At 42.5% G+C, this 13,931-nt stretch carries 14 protein-coding genes; 10 read left to right on the top strand and 4 right to left on the bottom strand.

From position 1 onward, the window contains the following. Window positions 1–106: 106 nt before the first annotated feature. Both ACKGJO_RS08780 and ACKGJO_RS08775 read left to right on the top strand, forming a co-directional pair. Window positions 107–1,108, top strand: coding sequence for a potassium channel beta subunit family protein (locus ACKGJO_RS08780; RefSeq protein WP_411323046.1), 1,002 nt, complete (start codon window positions 107–109; stop codon window positions 1,106–1,108). A 6-nt stretch (window positions 1,109–1,114) separates the two neighbouring features. Further along, window positions 1,115–1,555 carry a nucleoside deaminase gene (locus tag ACKGJO_RS08775; protein ID WP_411323045.1) on the top strand — a complete coding sequence of 147 codons (441 nt, stop codon included), beginning with the start codon at window positions 1,115–1,117 and terminating at the stop codon, window positions 1,553–1,555. Between the two features lie 123 nt (window positions 1,556–1,678). Here ACKGJO_RS08775 and ACKGJO_RS08770 read toward each other — a convergent pair whose 3' ends face one another. After that, window positions 1,679–2,035 (bottom strand): DUF3127 domain-containing protein, encoded by a 357-nt coding sequence (locus ACKGJO_RS08770; RefSeq protein ID WP_411323044.1) that lies wholly within the window; start codon window positions 2,033–2,035, stop codon window positions 1,679–1,681. Window positions 2,036–2,363: 328 nt separating this feature from the next. Here ACKGJO_RS08770 and hemA point away from each other — a divergent pair, with 328 nt between their 5' ends. The 7 genes from hemA to hemL all read left to right on the top strand — a co-directional run bounded on the left by hemA (window position 2,364) and on the right by hemL (window position 9,995). Further along, window positions 2,364–3,545 (top strand): glutamyl-tRNA reductase, encoded by a 1,182-nt coding sequence (gene hemA / locus ACKGJO_RS08765; protein WP_411323043.1) that lies wholly within the window; start codon window positions 2,364–2,366, stop codon window positions 3,543–3,545. Continuing rightward, window positions 3,535–4,440, top strand: coding sequence for a hydroxymethylbilane synthase (gene hemC / locus ACKGJO_RS08760; protein WP_411323042.1), 906 nt, complete (start codon window positions 3,535–3,537; stop codon window positions 4,438–4,440). Before hemA ends, hemC begins: the two co-directional genes overlap by 11 nt. Further along, window positions 4,430–5,134: a uroporphyrinogen-III synthase gene (locus ACKGJO_RS08755; protein ID WP_411323041.1), complete on the top strand. Its 705-nt coding sequence runs from the start codon at window positions 4,430–4,432 to the stop codon at window positions 5,132–5,134. The genes hemC and ACKGJO_RS08755 overlap by 11 nt, the downstream gene beginning before the upstream one ends. A 203-nt stretch (window positions 5,135–5,337) precedes the next feature. Further along, complete coding sequence (hemE, locus tag ACKGJO_RS08750) at window positions 5,338–6,369, top strand: uroporphyrinogen decarboxylase (protein ID WP_411323040.1); 1,032 nt, start codon at window positions 5,338–5,340, stop codon at window positions 6,367–6,369. 221 nt (window positions 6,370–6,590) lie between these two features. Next, a complete protein-coding gene (gene hemF, locus ACKGJO_RS08745) occupies window positions 6,591–7,523 on the top strand; it encodes an oxygen-dependent coproporphyrinogen oxidase (protein ID WP_411323039.1) in 933 nt (310 codons plus the stop codon). 75 nt (window positions 7,524–7,598) lie between these two features. Next, the gene (gene hemB, locus ACKGJO_RS08740) at window positions 7,599–8,582 is read left to right on the top strand and encodes a porphobilinogen synthase (RefSeq protein WP_411323038.1); all 984 of its coding nucleotides are present in this window, start codon (window positions 7,599–7,601) and stop codon (window positions 8,580–8,582) included. 120 nt (window positions 8,583–8,702) lie between these two features. Next, a complete protein-coding gene (gene hemL / locus ACKGJO_RS08735) occupies window positions 8,703–9,995 on the top strand; it encodes a glutamate-1-semialdehyde 2,1-aminomutase (RefSeq protein ID WP_411323037.1) in 1,293 nt (430 codons plus the stop codon). Between the two features lie 15 nt (window positions 9,996–10,010). On the opposite strand, the gene ACKGJO_RS08730 is transcribed toward hemL, so the two are convergent. Together ACKGJO_RS08730 and ACKGJO_RS08725 are read right to left on the bottom strand one after the other, a co-directional pair. Then, window positions 10,011–11,198 (bottom strand): hypothetical protein, encoded by a 1,188-nt coding sequence (locus ACKGJO_RS08730; protein ID WP_411323036.1) that lies wholly within the window; start codon window positions 11,196–11,198, stop codon window positions 10,011–10,013. A 92-nt stretch (window positions 11,199–11,290) separates the two neighbouring features. After that, window positions 11,291–11,620, bottom strand: coding sequence for a VOC family protein (locus ACKGJO_RS08725; RefSeq protein ID WP_411323035.1), 330 nt, complete (start codon window positions 11,618–11,620; stop codon window positions 11,291–11,293). A 254-nt stretch (window positions 11,621–11,874) separates the two neighbouring features. Here ACKGJO_RS08725 and pckA point away from each other — a divergent pair, with 254 nt between their 5' ends. After that, on the top strand, window positions 11,875–13,467 hold the full coding sequence (pckA, locus tag ACKGJO_RS08720) for a phosphoenolpyruvate carboxykinase (ATP) (RefSeq protein WP_411323034.1): 1,593 nt from the start codon (window positions 11,875–11,877) through the stop codon (window positions 13,465–13,467). A gap of 114 nt (window positions 13,468–13,581) precedes the next feature. Here the strand turns inward: pckA and ACKGJO_RS08715 are convergent, their stop codons facing one another. Beyond that, window positions 13,582–13,923, bottom strand: coding sequence for a helix-turn-helix transcriptional regulator (locus ACKGJO_RS08715; protein WP_411323033.1), 342 nt, complete (start codon window positions 13,921–13,923; stop codon window positions 13,582–13,584). Window positions 13,924–13,931: the final 8 nt, after the last annotated feature.

The raw sequence follows: 13,931 nt of genomic DNA, 5'->3' as shown, positions 1-13,931 counted from the left end.
TCCTTCAGATTCGAATATTATTAATCCAAAGTTTAAGAACGTATTAAATTTTCCATTTGTTTACCTTGAGTGAAAGATAAACTCAATCTTAAATCACGTCAAGACAATGGAATACAGATTTTTAGGACGATCCGGACTTAAGGTATCAGCACTTTCATTCGGTTCATGGGTAACCTTTGGAGAGCAGGTGGATACCGACCTCGCTTATAAACAAATGAAAACTGCGTATGATGCCGGGGTAAACTTTTTTGATAATGCTGAAGCCTATGAGTCAGGGCAGTCAGAAACCATCATGGGAGATGCCATTAAGAAAGCAGGGTGGAAACGATCTGATCTGGTGCTTTCAACCAAGATATTCTGGGGAGGCGAAGGCCCGAATGATCAGGGACTTTCCTTTAAGCACATCAAGGAGGGAACGGAAGCAGCTCTTGAGAGAATGCAAACCGAGTATGTGGATCTGATCTTTTGTCACCGGCCCGATATCCATACTCCTATCGAAGAAACCGTGTGGGCCATGAATCAGATGATCAAGGAAGGCAAGGCCCTTTACTGGGGAACCAGTGAGTGGAGTGCCGAGCAGATCCGAAAAGCCTACGACTTTGCCAAAGAAAATCATCTGCGTCCGCCTCTGATGGAGCAACCTGAATACAACATGTTCAGGAGGGATAAGGTTGAAAAGGAATTCAGTGCCTTGTATGAAGACATCGGGTTGGGGACAACGATATGGAGTCCGCTGGCAAGCGGTCTGTTGACCGGTAAATATAACGACGGTATTCCTGAAGGATCACGATTAGACCTGGAAAAGTACAGCTGGTTACGAAAGCAACTGCTAGAGACCGAAGAAGGGAAAGAGAAACTACGCAAGGTTGAAAAACTGGCGAAAGTATCTGACGACCTTGGAATTCCCATGCCTCAGCTTGCATTGATCTGGTGCCTGAAAAATCCAAATGTGAGCACGGTAATAACAGGTGCCTCAAATGTGGAACAGGTTGAGCAGAATATGAAGGCTATGGAACTTGTCGATAAAGTAGATGAGGCCGCCATGGAGAGCATAGAAGAGATCCTGGATAATAAACCTGATTCTGAACAGGATTGGAGAAGGTCGTAGATCTGCATGAATAACAGAAATAGGATCCTTCATGAGTGCTTTGATCTTGCAAAGCAAGCAAAGGGTCGTGGAGATGGAGCCTTTGGCGCTATCATTCAAGATGAAAACGGCACAACCATTGCGAGGGCCGGAAATACTACCGGCTCTGATGGTTCTGTGCTCTATCACGCAGAAACGAATGCGATCAAAAAAGCAGAATCAAAGAAAGGCAAGGGCAAACTAAAGGGCTGTATCCTGTATAGTAGTGCTGAGCCCTGCCCTATGTGTGCTTCGGCTATTGTATGGGCGGGTATTGATGCCGTTGTTTACGGAGTATCCATTGAAAAGCTCAGGGAGATCGGTATTGAACAGATCGACCTTAACTGCTTTGAAGTATTCAGGAAGGCAAACAGAAAGATAGATCTTCAGGGCCCGTTCCTGGAAGGTGAGGGTCTTTTGGTTTTTTAAACAATGAACCAAATACTCTTTAGCCGAATTAAATTACTCACGTGAAAACCTAAATCTTTTAGCTGAAAAAGTCCCTGTAGCAGGATCCCAAAATAGGAATGACAAGTAAGTAGTAAGCCTCATTTAAAAAGGCAGGTCGTCATCTAAATCTTGATTACCTTCTAGAGTCAGACCGGGGGCGCTGGGAGGTGGATCTGCCATTTCACCGCCACTGCCTTGCTCGATCTTCCAGGCTTTTACATCAGTGTACCAGTTTCCTTTGTACTCCCGGCTTTGTATATCGATAAAAGCAGTGATCTCGTCTCCTTCGTTAACGTTATTCTGATCAATGTTATCACCCCATTGAGTGATACATACCTGCTTTGGGTATTTTCCTTTGGTTTCGAGGATGAAGTCACGTTTTCTCCAGGGACCGTTTTTACCCTGACCTGATTGTTGTTCTAATATCTTGGTGACTTTACCTACTAGCTTAAGATCCATTTGATTTATTTTGGATTGAATAGTTTTGAAAAGCAAAGATAGGCAACATGCCATTGAACTTCGAGCCGACTTAGATCAGATTTAGAATTAATTGAGAGATTAAATGAAGTAAATCTGTGGCTGATTATCCGTTTTATAAAGATTTGAGATCACTTTTAATTAACAAAAATTGTATTTTCAGTTATTCATAAATGTGAATTCAAAAACAGGCTCTAAGTAGTTATAAAGGCAGATATTTAATGAATATGAAGATTTTCTTCACATAATCTTCATATTCGGAGAATACTTTCCTGACTCATGTGCCGGAAAATATTTTAAGAAGTAATTTATGAGGTTTAGTGTAATAGGTATATCTCACTGGAAGAGTGAGGTTTCTATTCGTGAATTATTCTATTTAGACAATCATCGCAGGGAACTCCTTGACTTCTATACCAAGGATATACCCGGCGGTATTTTCATGCTAGACACTTGCAATCGTACTGAACTCTATGCTTTTTGTGATGCTGAAATTTTAATTTCGGCTCTATGTAAATCGACTAATACTGATCACGAGTTTTTTGAACAACACGGATATATTCATGTTCAGGAAGATGCCTATGATCACCTCTATGGAGTTGGAACCGGACTGGATTCTCAGGTTTTAGGTGATGTTCAGATCATACAGCAGGTGAAGCAGGCTTATAAAAAAGCCAAGAAAAAAGGACTTTCCGGAGAATTTCATCAATTGATACAATCGGTTTTCCGAGCACACAAACGGAGCCGTACTGAAACCGATTTTGGTAAAGGTACGGCCTCCGTTGGGTTCGCTGCCACTCAACTTGCCCTGGATCACTTCAAAGACCTGAGCCAAATTCGCATCTTACTTATCGGAGCGGGTAAAATGGGCAAGGTTTCAGCCAAGAACCTCATCTCGAATGGAGCTGAACATATTTCTGTGGTTAACCGAACTATCGACAGGGCCAAACAGCTCGCTTCTTCCTTTGATATCAAGGCACATGCATTTTCAGAACTGGATGAAGAGATCAAACAGGCAGATCTGGTGATCACCGCTACCGGGGCTAAAAATCCTATTCTGCATCCTAAACATTTTGAAGGCGTTGATCACCCTCAGCTGGTATTAGACCTGAGTGTTCCCCGTAATGTGAATCCAACGGTAAACAAACTGGACAACGTGACACTCATTGATATGGATTCCATTCACGAAGCAAACCAAAAGGCCATTGAAAAACGGGAGAAATCCATTCCTGAAATTCGTAAGATCATTGAAGAAGAGAAGGATAATTTTCTGAATACAGTCAAGCGTTCACGGTATCTGCTTCCCCGTATCAAGGAGATCGAGCACAGATTAAGTGATATTACTGATTCTGAACTTGACCGAGTCAAACACAAGATGGATGAAGATTCTTACTCTCAGATGGAAGAAGTAACCCGTCGTATCAAGAAAAAGATCATGGCCATTCACATCGATCGGATTGACAAGGAGTTCGAGAAGGTGAGGAATGAAGCTTAGAATAGGTACACGAAAAAGCACACTCGCACTTTGGCAGGCTAAAAAAGTTTCGAAAGAAATTAAAGCACAGGGTGTTGAAACTGAATTGGTGGAAATAGAGTCTTTTGGGGATAAGGTTCAGGATATTCCATTGGATAAACTGGGCGATAAAGGTGTATTTACTAAAGCTCTGGATGATGCTTTGATTGCCGGGGAGATCGATCTTGCTGTTCATTCACTCAAAGATGTTCCTACTATTCTTCCAAAAGGATTGATCCTTGCGGCTGTACTTGAGCGCGGTAATCCAATGGATGTATTAGTTCGTCCGGTCCAATCCAAAGAGACTGAAAGTGAGCAAAAAATTATAGCCACGGGGAGTATACGAAGAAAGGCTTTTTGGCTGAACCAATATCCGAAGGATACTGTAACCGGATTAAGAGGCAATGTGCCCACAAGATTGGATAAAGTTGATTCGAACAAATGGTATGGAGCTGTCTTTGCAGCTGCCGGTCTGCAGCGGATTGGTTATGACGACCGAATCTCGGAAGTTCTTAACTGGATGATCCCGGCACCGTCACAGGGTATTGTTGGTATTGTTTGCTGGGGAGGAAGCGAAGCAGAAAGTGTACTAAAAAAGATCGATCATAAAGAAAGTCACCTATGCGGGGCTATAGAACGCGCATTTTTGAACGAACTTGAAGCCGGCTGTTCTAGTCCTGTCGGAGCCCATGCTAAAGTTAATGACGATATTTTGAGTTTTAAAGGAGCTGTGTTGTCACTGGATGGAAAGGAAAGACTGGATATCGAGAGAACAACATCTGTCAACAAAGCTAAAGCAAGTCTGGGTAAAGAGTGGGCGGCTCTTTTGAAAAAGGAAGGCGCAGAGGAATTATTAGAGCATCCTGATGATGAGTAATAAACCCAGAGTACTTTTTACAACCCAACTATCGGAAGAAAAGCGAACACAGCTCGAAAATGGTGAGTTACTTATTGAGAGTGAACCTTTTATCACCTTTGAATATCTGATGCCGGCTCTTTGGATGGACAAAGTGCCGCAAAATGCCGATGCATGGATATTTACAAGTAAAAAGGCGGTGAAAGCAATATCTCCCAAGGTCACTGATCTGGCCATTCCTGATCATATATTTGCGGTGGGCTCTAAAACAGCAGAAAGTCTTGGGGAGTTAGGACTCGAAGTGACCTTTCCGGAGGAATACAATACTATTGCCTTAGCGTCCATGATGCAGGAACTGGATCTTAAAAAGTTGATCTATTTTTGTGGAAACCTTAAGGCTGCCGATCTTGGTAAGCTATTGGGTGAGGATGTTGATGTTTTTTCTATTGAAGTGTATCACACTATACTTACCAAGCATGAAATGGATGATCTGGATGATTTTGATGCAGTAGTTTTTATGAGCCCAAGTGCTATTGAATCTTTTAGCGAAAAGAATTCGATGCTTAAGAAGCAGCAGGTATTTTGTATTGGTCCATCTACTGAACAGGCTGCCAACGAAGCCGGCATAATGAACTGCATCACCCCGGAATACTCAACCCTTGATTCCTTGATGGAATCCATCCATCGGTTTTATTTTGATAATAACTCCAATTAGTGTTTAAGTTGTGAACTTGAACGCTTGTGATAGGGCGTTTAAATAATGACTTTACTGCGAAGGCCCTCAAATTTAGATGGATATTCTTCGGTTAAATATGAAAGCATTTATAATTTAATGAAGTGCTGAGGGCCACAAAAATGACTGAATATATCAATGATAAAAATCATCCATAAGGATGTGAATTTAAATAGGATGCCAACGTGAACTTTCCCGAACTTAAAAACCGATTATTACTCGACACGCTGGAAGGCAAGGAAACTGAACGCCCACCCGTATGGATGATGCGTCAGGCCGGACGGTATCTCCCTGAGTACATGGAGATTAAAAAGAAATACAGCTTTTTTGAGCGGGTAAAGACTCCTGAACTAGCCAGTGAGATCACCATTCAACCCATCGATATTGTTGGACCTGATGCGGCCATTCTGTTTTCAGATATCCTGGTACTGATAGAATGCCTGGATGTGGAGGTGCAGCTCAAGCCGGGCTTTGGTCCTTATTTACCGGACCCAATCCGAACTGTTGAGCAGGTTGAATCTCTAAACATTATTCCTGCCGAAGAACAGCTTAGTTACGTATATGATGCCCTGACACTGACGCGTAAGGAGCTCGATGGACGAGTTCCCCTGATCGGATTTGCCGGTGCTCCGTGGACACTCTTTTGTTATCTGGTGGAAGGGCAGGGATCAAAGACATTTGCAACAGCAAAGTCTTTTCTTTTCTCTCAACCTGAGGCCGCACACAAATTGCTTGAAGTGATGACTGATCAGACTATTCAGTATTTGCATCATCAGGTAAAAGCCGGAGCTCAGGTTCTGCAGGTGTTTGAGTCGTGGGCAGCCGCACTCGGTCCCGATGATTTTAAAAAATTTGCATTACCACATCTGCAACGTATTGCGAATGAAGATTATGGTGTACCCTTGATCATGTTCTGTAAAGACGCTGAGTGGAGTTATCCATTATTTGGCCACACCAATGTTTCCGGTTTCGGTATCGGTTGGGGCTGTGCTCCCGAACATGCCCGGCAGTTTGCAAGTGATAAAGTGGTGCAGGGTAATTTTGATCCCTCCAAGTTACTTATGAAGCCGGAGCAGATCGAAGTTGAAGCAACTGAGATGCTGCAGCGATTTGGGAGAGGAAATTACATCGCTAATTTAGGGCATGGCATTCTGCCGAATGTTCCTGTAGAAAACGCCAAAACGTTCGTGAATACCGTAAAGAATTTTAGATATTGATTCGGATCTCTGAGTCGAGTTTTAGCTCTGGCGCAGAGCGGCCGGCAGGCTCCGGAGGGACACAGAGTCTTGCTTATTCGTAGTTTGTAATCTTAGTTTTAGATAATCGTATGTAGCAAGAACCTATCTCTCTTTGGAGAGAGATAGGATTTGGCTTTAGCCAGAATCCAGAGAGAGGACAGTGGTTTTTTTCGTCCAAATATTGAATTGAAACTGATATAATGAGAACCAAAAATTTAACATCCCTAAAAGATCAATTCACACAATTCGTCTCGGATGTACAGCAACATATCTGTGATGAATTGGAAGCCGTGGAAGGAACCCAAAAATTTCTGATCGAGGATTGGGAACGGGATGGCTTTGGCGGAGGCAGTACCCGTATTATTACAGATGGAAAAGTGATAGAAAAAGGCGGGGTTAATGTTTCTACAGTGGGCGGGCCGCTGCCGGAATCCATGCGGAAAAAATTTGAAGTACCTGAATCGGAGTTCTTTGCCACGGGTGTATCACTGGTAATACATCCGCGAAATCCCTTTGTGCCTACGGTTCATGCGAATTATCGATATTTTGAATTATACGATAAAGACAGCGGTGATCTACGCGATCAGTGGTTTGGCGGCGGGGCAGATATGACACCCTATTATCTGTTTCCGGAGGATGCGGGGCATTTTCATAAGGTACACAAGGCAGTTTGTGATCAGTTTGACCCGGATTACTATCCAACTTTTAAGGCGGAATGTGATACCTATTTCTACAATCATCATCGTGAGGAAGCCCGTGGGATCGGTGGTTTATTCTTTGATTATCAGCGACCGGATGAAGACCGTTCTGCCGAAGATCTGTTTGAGTTTGCCAAAGCCTGCGGGTTTGCTTTTACTGATGCCTATATTCCAATTATTAAGGAGCGGAAGAATATTGATTTCAATGTAGAAAATCGCATGTGGCAAGAGATCCGTCGCGGTCGTTATGTAGAATTTAATTTGATCCACGATCGCGGTACCTTATTCGGGTTGAAGACCAAAGGTCGTATTGAGTCGATCCTTATGAGTCTGCCACCACAGGTCCGATGGGTGTATGATCATCAACCCGAACCCGGAAGTCCCGAGGCAGAATTGGTGGAGCATTTAAAACCGATCGATTGGATTAATTATTAGAATAAATTGTTATGCCAATAGGGCCGAATTACATTCGCCGTATATCTCACGTTAGAAAATTGTAGGTAGATAGTTATGAAATACCCAAAAACCCGTTTACGACGGAACCGTAAATCATCCGCCATCCGTGATATGGTGCAGGAAAACAGATTACATCCCTCAGATTTCATTGCCCCGATATTCATCGTTGAAGGGAAAAAACAGAAAGAAGAGATCTCGAGTATGCCGGGGTACTACAGGTACTCACTGGATATGCTGGGAAGAGAATTGGAAGAGCTGATCGAGGTTGGAATTGAGTCGGTATTGCTGTTTGTGAAAGTGCCTGAATCCAAAAAGGATAATAAAGGAACCGAAGCCATCAATGATAATGGCCTGATGCAGAAATCAGTTCAGTTCATCAAAGAAAATTATCCGGATCTGTATGTTATGACGGATGTGGCTATGGACCCATATTCATCCTATGGGCACGATGGAATCGTTGAAGACGGTGAGATCGTGAATGATCCATCGGTGGAAGTTTTGGCAAAAATGGCGGTAAGTCATGCCAAAGCCGGAGCTGATATGGTGGCTCCATCTGATATGATGGATGGGCGTATAGGAGCGATGCGAAAAGCCATGGACGATGCCGGTTTTGAGAATACCGGGATCATGGCCTACAGCGCAAAGTATGCGTCTTCTTTCTATGGGCCGTTTCGTGATGCTCTGGATTCTGCACCCGGGTTTGGAGATAAGAAAACCTATCAAATGAATCCTGCAAACCTGGATGAGGCTCTGCGTGAAGTTGAGCTTGATATCAGTGAGGGCGCTGATATTGTAATGGTTAAACCGGGTATGCCATACCTTGATGTGGTTCATGCTGTAAAACAGAATTTCAACATTCCGGTCTCAGTATATAATGTGTCCGGAGAATATGCGATGATCAAGGCTGCTGCTGAAAAAGGCTGGTTGAATGAGAAGGAAGTGATGATGGAATCGCTGCTCGCCTTCAAGCGAGCCGGAGCCGATCTGATCGCTACGTATTTTGCCAAGGAAGCCGCTGGATTGATTATCAGTCAATGACCCAAACTGCAGAGGCGAACTATTCTTGCTGTCCCTCCAGAGGGACATAGGATTTAGCTATGCTATAACCCAAAAGAAAGTGGTTGACTCAACTTATAAGTTTTAATCGATTAAGAAATCATGAATTATCAAAACAGCAAAAACCTATTTGAAAGAGCATCCAAAGTCATTCCGGGTGGAGTTAATTCTCCCGTAAGGGCTTTTAATAGTGTGGGCGGAACACCAATTTTTATCACAAAAGCTAAAGGCGCTTATTTGTGGGATGAGGACGGAAATAAGTACATTGACTACATCAGTTCGTGGGGCCCAATGCTGTTAGGTCACGCCGAGCCAGATATAGTTAAGGCCGTTCAGGAAACGGCGTTGAATTCAACTTCATTTGGTGCACCAACACGCCTTGAAGTGGAAATGGCAGAGTTGATCACCGGTTCAATTCCCGGAATAGACAAGATCCGTATGGTGAATTCCGGCACCGAGGCTACCATGAGTGCCATACGCGTGGCTCGTGGTTACACGGGTAAAAACAAGATCATTAAGTTCAAAGGCAATTACCACGGGCACGGTGATTCGTTCCTGATAGAAGCCGGTAGCGGAGCTCTGACCATGGGTGAGCCGAGCAGTCCCGGCGTGACAGAGGGAACCGCCAAGGATACTCTGAATGCAGAGTACAACGATCTGGATTCGGTGAAAAAGTTGGCCGAAGCCAATACTGGCGATATTGCTGCCATTATTTTGGAACCGATCGCCGGAAATATGGGATGTATTCCACCTAAAGAAGGGTTTTTGAAAGGTCTTCGGGAATTGTGCGATGATAAAGGTATAGTGTTGATTCTGGATGAAGTGATGACAGGATTTCGCGTGGACTTTCAGGGAGCCCAAAAAATATATGGTGTAACAGCTGATATAGTAACTTATGGCAAGATAATTGGGGCAGGCCTTCCGGTAGGGGCATACGGTGGTAAGAAAGAAATTATGGATTATGTAGCACCAACCGGTCCTGTCTATCAGGCGGGAACACTATCCGGAAATCCGCTAGCTATGGCAGCGGGATATACGCTCCTCAAAAAGCTCAAAGAAAACCCACAAGTGTATGAGGAACTGGAGAAAAAAGCATCTGTATTGGCCAATGGTATTGGGCAGATACTTAGCGATCATGACATTCCCAACACCTTAAATCGGGTGGGGTCTATGGTAGGAGTCTTTTACTGTGAAGGTCCGGTAGAAACTTTTGAGGATGCAAACCGCACGGATAAAGAGTTGTTCGGAAAGATCTTTCATGGCATGCTGAAACGTGGCGTGCATTTACCACCCTCACCATTTGAAGCATTTTTTCTGAGCAATGCACTGACTTCAGAAGATATCAGCAATACATTAACAGCTTTTGAAGAAACAATAAATGAATTGACTCGGTAATCTAGTCAGAACTTTTTATTTGGTTTCTGCAATAGCCTTGGGTTCGAAGATATTCCGGATCATATCATCAAGATACATGCCGGGTTCAAAGGCTTTTACTTTCCAGCCGGGATCGAGATAGTCCAGGATCTCAGCCTGAGCCCAACCGCTATAGTAAAAGACTGTTTCACTGAAACTGAGATTGCTTCGCAGTTGCTTTATCTCACGATTGCGATTCTTGACTCCGTTTTTGTAGTGATCGAAATCAGGGATGGATGACATCTGCTGTAAAGGTTCATAAAGTCCAGGATCCGAAGCCAATAACCATGATTTTATCTCAGCGTACTTGCCAAGCCCCTCCAGCCATTCCCGTTCTTTCTCATAAGCCGTTAATTTGGGACTGTTAAAGGTATTTCTTCTCTGTTTTCTAATTTGCAGCCACTCCTTTGTCAATGTTCTTATTTTTTGATCATCTGATGCTTTTAAAATTTTGGCTAAAAGTAGCCGCTCATTAAGCCATGCTTGCCTGAAGTCTGGATTTTTCCAGGGGTAAGAATTCTCAAATGTGTTAGAAGCTTCTGCTGAACGCACTCTCTCCAGAGCTTTTTCCGCTTGAAAAGCGTGAAAAGATTCGTGAATAATAGCTGAAATATGCCAGTCAGTGTTGAACTTGCCTGTTATTAGCGAGTAGGGGAAAATAGGTTTTAAGAACGAAGGAAGATCAGTTTTAATAAGCTGAGTCAGTTTAATCTCTGTCCATTCTTTAGTAGTCATGCTCGCAGCGTAATATTCACCATTTTGGACTGTGAAAGCCTCAGGAGTCTGATCAGATGAAATGATCGGTTGAGTGTAATAAAAAAAGGATGGAGTTGATTCAATATAAGTCCATCTACTGCCCATCTGTTTAGTGAAAGGGACTTTTTTCCAACCGGTTTCGGGATCCTTTAAACCACTCAGAAATACATAGGCCTCATTATAAAGAATTATGGGAATCTCTTGATCGCCAAAGCCCGGCCATATTAAATTTCCAACTGATTTCCTTAAACGATCTGTTTCTTGCAGACTGTATTGGTCAGTTGTACTGAGAGTGTTCAAACTGACAGAGCTATCGGATAAATTTAGGTTAATAATGGCAATACCACCTAAGAGAAGCCCAAAGATCAAAAAAAACCAAATGGAAACCGTCTTAAATTTTGTGAGGCAGCCTTTATTTGTTTTAGTCACATTACCTCCTTATCGCGTTTACTTATATATTTAATAAGAGGAAAATTTGTGAATAAATAATGAAAGGCAGTGAGTTATTTTATATAAATTTATTACCCGCTTAGATTGATTTCGCCTTTAATCTTATCGAATTCTTCGTCATTGGGTTCCCAAAGTTCGATCTTAACTCCATCAGGGCCCATTATCCACCCAAATTTTCCGTATTCGAACACCTCGATCTCACCGATCACTTCAACGCCTTCTTTTCTTAGGATTTCGAGTAATGCCTCCAGATCATCAATCCGATAGTTGACCATGAATTCTTTACTGCTGGGGTCTGTATATTTGGTTTCGGAATCGAAGATACTCCATACTATATCCCTTCTTTCCAGGATCGCGGGCGTGTCGCCATTCAAAGGTGCCGCCATATTTCCCGTTTTCAATACCCAAGTGCTTTTTGTACCAATCACGGGTGCGTTTCGGATTTTTGTTTTTAAAAATATTCCGCCTAAGCCTGTTACTCTTTTCAGGATCGAAAAAGTTCATTTATTATTGGTCTGGTTTTTATGCTATCAATAATGTAATAGGAAGAGTGAATTCTTATGAACTTTTTTTCTCAGTTTATATATCCTTCATGTAGTTTCAGTATATACAGGCACTCACTTACTCAATCAACAAACACATAACCCTTAATACAATGGGAAAGCAAACTTTGGACCTATCCAAACAAAACATCACAGTAGAAAATATAATCAGGAATCCGAATCCTGCAAGGTTTTACGAGGATGCCATTAAATACGACTCGGGTTCAGCGATAAGCGATTCAGGTGCACTGGTAGTGCGATCAGGTAAAAGAACGGGTCGTAGTCCGGCCGACAAAAGGGTGGTAGAATCTTCAGGAATTAAGGATGATATCTGGTGGGGTAAGATCAATATTCCTCTGGATGAAAGAACTTTTAAGATAAACTATCAACGAGCAACAGATTACCTGAATACACTTGACCGCTTATATGTTATTGACGGATTTGCCGGCTGGGATAAAAAGTATCAGCTTAAAGTAAGGATCATTGCAGAGCGACCTTATCATGGCTTATTTATGCATAATATGCTTATTCGTCCTACAGAAGAGGAACTGAAAGATTTTGGGGAGCCGGATTTTGTGATCTACAATGCGGGTAAGTTTCCTGCCAATAAATTTACAGAGGGAATGACCTCAGATGCATCTGTCGATGTGAATTTTGATACCAACCAAATGGTGATCCTTGGTACAGAGTATGCCGGCGAAATGAAGAAAGGGATCTTTACCGTTATGCATTATCTGATGCCGAAAAAAGAGGTGCTTTCCATGCACTGTTCAGCTAATGAAGGTGATACAGAAGATGATGTGGCACTTTTCTTTGGTTTATCAGGAACCGGAAAAACAACGCTTTCAGCCGATAAGAACCGCAAGCTTATCGGTGATGATGAGCATTGTTGGAGTGATGACGGAGTATTTAATATTGAGGGCGGTTGCTATGCTAAAACTATAGACCTTTCTGAAGAGAAAGAACCTGAGATCTATAATGCCATCAAGTATGGAACCGTTCTTGAAAACGTGGGATATGATCCGGATACACGTAAAGTTGATTTCAAGGATGTATCGATCACTCAGAATACACGGGCTTCTTACCCCATTAATTATATTGATAATGCTAAGATCCCCTGTACTGCAGGTCATCCGAAGAATATCATTTTCCTGACTTATGATGCATTTGGTGTGCTTCCTCCGGTAAGTAAACTAAGTCCGGAACAAGCTATGTATCACTTTATAAGTGGTTATACTGCTAAAGTTGCAGGAACTGAAGTTGGAGTAACTGAACCTGAAGCCACATTTTCTGCTTGCTTTGGAGCCGCCTTCCTGGCGTGGCCACCGGCAAAATATGCAGAGATGCTGGCAGATAAAATGCGTAAGCATGATGCCAAAGCCTGGCTGGTCAATACGGGACTCACAGGTGGGCCATATGGCAGAGGCTCTCGTATTGATCTGAAGAGTACCAGATCAATCATTCAGGCCATCCATGATGGTAAACTGACAGAAGTAGAAACAGTTAAGGATGATGTATTTGGATTTGAAATACCAACAGCTTGCCCTGATGTATCAGCTGAAATCCTTCAGCCACGTAAGACTTGGGATGACGGTAATAAATACGACGCTCAAGCTAAAAAGCTGGGTGAACTCTTCGATAAGAACTTCGAAGAATACAAAGAAGACAGCAGCAAAGAGATCATCAATGCCGGACCAAAGTTCTGATCCGGTAACACCTAAAGATGAAACTAAAAAGGCGGATCCGGTATCCGCCTTTTTTATTATTTGATAATCCACCGCTATCATAACAAATTCAGGTCAAACTGTAGTAGAACCGGATTAAGGGATCAGTTTCAACGATCGGGCTTTTTTAATGGCGACACTTCTTCGGTTAACATCCAGTTTTGAAAAGAGGTCACGAACTCTATTGTTGACCGTATTTAACGACATGGAGGTTTTATTTGCGATCTCTTGATTTGAATATCCTTCTGAAAGAAGATCCAATACCTCAAGTTCTTCGAGTTTTAAATTAAGGTCATTTACAGCCTGATCATTTCTCTTGAAAGAAGTGCTCTCTTTAACTTTTTTAGAGTGTTTATTGTAGGATTTAATCTTCCAAATTATAAAAATGGCAACTGCAATGGCGATCAGTATAACTGAAGCGGTAAAAAGATTTAGCATCAAATTTT

It is taken from the genome of Gracilimonas qinghaiensis (assembly GCF_046602855.1).
Classification (GTDB): domain Bacteria; phylum Bacteroidota; class Rhodothermia; order Balneolales; family Balneolaceae; genus Gracilimonas.
Note: the sequence above shows the minus strand (reverse complement) of the source record. Positions and strands in the feature narration are given on the sequence as shown.

Coding starts and splice junctions, on each gene's coding strand:
- ACKGJO_RS08715 (WP_411323033.1), bottom strand. CDS start 13,923: ATGCTAAATCTTTTTACCGCTTCAGTTATACTGATCGCCATTGCAGTT.
- ACKGJO_RS08770 (WP_411323044.1), bottom strand. CDS start 2,035: ATGGATCTTAAGCTAGTAGGTAAAGTCACCAAGATATTAGAACAACAA.
- hemC (WP_411323042.1), top strand. CDS start 3,535: ATGAAGCTTAGAATAGGTACACGAAAAAGCACACTCGCACTTTGGCAG.
- hemL (WP_411323037.1), top strand. CDS start 8,703: ATGAATTATCAAAACAGCAAAAACCTATTTGAAAGAGCATCCAAAGTC.
- ACKGJO_RS08755 (WP_411323041.1), top strand. CDS start 4,430: ATGATGAGTAATAAACCCAGAGTACTTTTTACAACCCAACTATCGGAA.
- hemF (WP_411323039.1), top strand. CDS start 6,591: ATGAGAACCAAAAATTTAACATCCCTAAAAGATCAATTCACACAATTC.
- hemB (WP_411323038.1), top strand. CDS start 7,599: ATGAAATACCCAAAAACCCGTTTACGACGGAACCGTAAATCATCCGCC.
- pckA (WP_411323034.1), top strand. CDS start 11,875: ATGGGAAAGCAAACTTTGGACCTATCCAAACAAAACATCACAGTAGAA.
- hemA (WP_411323043.1), top strand. CDS start 2,364: ATGAGGTTTAGTGTAATAGGTATATCTCACTGGAAGAGTGAGGTTTCT.
- ACKGJO_RS08775 (WP_411323045.1), top strand. CDS start 1,115: ATGAATAACAGAAATAGGATCCTTCATGAGTGCTTTGATCTTGCAAAG.
- ACKGJO_RS08780 (WP_411323046.1), top strand. CDS start 107: ATGGAATACAGATTTTTAGGACGATCCGGACTTAAGGTATCAGCACTT.